The 1,835-nt window shown below is 65.9% G+C and carries 2 protein-coding genes and 1 pseudogene; all 3 read left to right on the forward strand.

What is annotated here, in order from left to right; all coding sequences use genetic code 11:
• Positions 1–304: pseudogene (locus tag WAN71_RS04955) on the forward strand (LLM class F420-dependent oxidoreductase); the annotation flags it as partial.
• 57 nt (positions 305–361) lie between these two features.
• Positions 362–1,243 (forward strand): acyl-CoA thioesterase, encoded by an 882-nt coding sequence (locus WAN71_RS04960; protein ID WP_422224262.1) that lies wholly within the window; start codon positions 362–364, stop codon positions 1,241–1,243.
• 5 nt (positions 1,244–1,248) lie between these two features.
• On the forward strand, positions 1,249–1,835 hold a 587-nt coding region (locus WAN71_RS04965; RefSeq protein ID WP_422224263.1), incomplete at its 3' end, for an acyl-CoA dehydrogenase family protein.

A 1,835-nucleotide genomic window follows, 5' to 3' on the forward strand; every position in this document is an offset into this window, starting at 1 on the left:
GGCCCAGACTGCTGGCACCGCAGCCCTCGACTCGGTGCAAGGCCTGGCCGACGGCATCGCCGACCTGCGCCGCCGCGTCGACGCGGCGGGCCGGGACTGGTCGAAGTTCGACGTGGTATTCACCAACTTCGACGGAGGCAGCCCGGCAGACGACGACTTCAACGCGGACGCTTACCTGGCCGGAATGGAGAAGCTGGCCACCCTCGGCGTCACCTGGCTGCAAGTGGGGTTGCCGGGCGACAGCGTTGCGCATGTAACCGAAACCATCGAGCGATTCGCAACCCTGGTGATCGACGCGGGCTGAGGCGGGTGGGCCGCGATAAGGCTTTACAATGTTCGATGAAAATGTCACGCTCGCTAGGTGACGACGGAATCTGAGCAGAAGCAGTGGTCGGTCGCCGGTCTCCTCGAGTTGTTCGATGCGCGCGCCGACGGAGCCGACCGCTTCACCGCTGAAACCGGCATCGCCGGCGCGGACGAACGGCAGGTGGTCGAAGGCACCCAGGTGCTGGCACAAGTGATCGTCGCGGTCGCCAAGCGTTTTCCGGACAAGTCAGTGCGGTCGGCGCACGCGGTGTTCTCCCGCGCCGTAATGGTTGGGCCGCCAGTCGAATTCGATATCGACGTCGTGCACGAAGGCCGTTCCACCGCGACCGCGGTGGTCTTTGTTAAGCAGAACGACCGCCGCTGCATCACCGTCACCGCGCTCGTCGACATCCCGTCGGCCGATGTGATTCGCCACCAGTTGCCCCGCCCTGAGGTGGCCGCGCCGGCCGACTCCAACGTCTCGCCGATGCCGATGGCCGGCCGGGAACTGCGGCTGGTCGACGTGGTCGATGTCAACAGCCCCGACGAAGTCGGGCCGCCGGAGCTGTACGCCTGGCTGCACTATGACCCGATTCCCACCCGCGACGATTTGGCTAAGGCGCTGATCGCATATTTCACCGGCCATTTGGGCATTTCGACCACGATGCGCGCCCATGCTGGCATCGGCACCAGCCAGTCGCATCTGACCGTGTCCACCGCGCCGATGACGGTGACGGTCAGCTTCCACGAGCCGGTGTCTTGGTCGGGCTGGTTGCTGTACACGCACGAGAGCACCCAGGTGGGCGCGGGCATGTCGTATGTGCGCGGCGCCGTGCACACACAAGAGGGTGAGCTGATCGCCTCGTTCGCACAGGACGCGCTGATCCGCCCGCCGCGCGCCAGCGACACCGCGATCAAAACCGAGGCGCGGCTGTAGCACTCATGGACTTTGCGAGCGTCGAACTCTCCGCGGAGGACAAGGAATTCCGCGATCGGTTGCGGGCGTTTCTGGCCGTCCACGTCACCGACGAAGTGCGCCGACGGGACCGGGAGACCGGGGAGAATTTCGACGAGGGCGTGCACTTGGCACTGGCTGGCGAAGGCTATCTGGCCGCCGACTGGAAGGACGAGTCCGAGGGTGGCTTCAACGCGGTGCGCCGGCGGATCTGGGACTTGGAGATCGGCCGGGCCCACACCCCGTGGTTCCACTGGGGCACCACCGCCGTGGTGGCGCGGGCAGTGCAGCAGTTCGGATCCGCGGGGCTCGCCGAGGAGGTGCTGCCCGGGGTGCTGTCCGGCCACGTCCGGCTGTGCCTGGGCTACACCGAGCCGGAGGGCGGCTCCGACGTGGCGACCTGTAAGACTCGCGCCGTTCGCGACGGCGCTGGCTGGGTTATCAACGGCTCCAAGATGTTTACGTCCAATGCCCACAACGCGAAATACGTTTTCTTGCTGACTAACTCGGATCCGGAAGCGCCAAAACACAAGAACCTGACGATGTTCCTGGTGCCGCTGGACTCGCCGGGCAT

This window comes from Mycobacterium sp., assembly GCF_049280035.1.
GTDB lineage: Bacteria > Actinomycetota > Actinomycetes > Mycobacteriales > Mycobacteriaceae > Mycobacterium.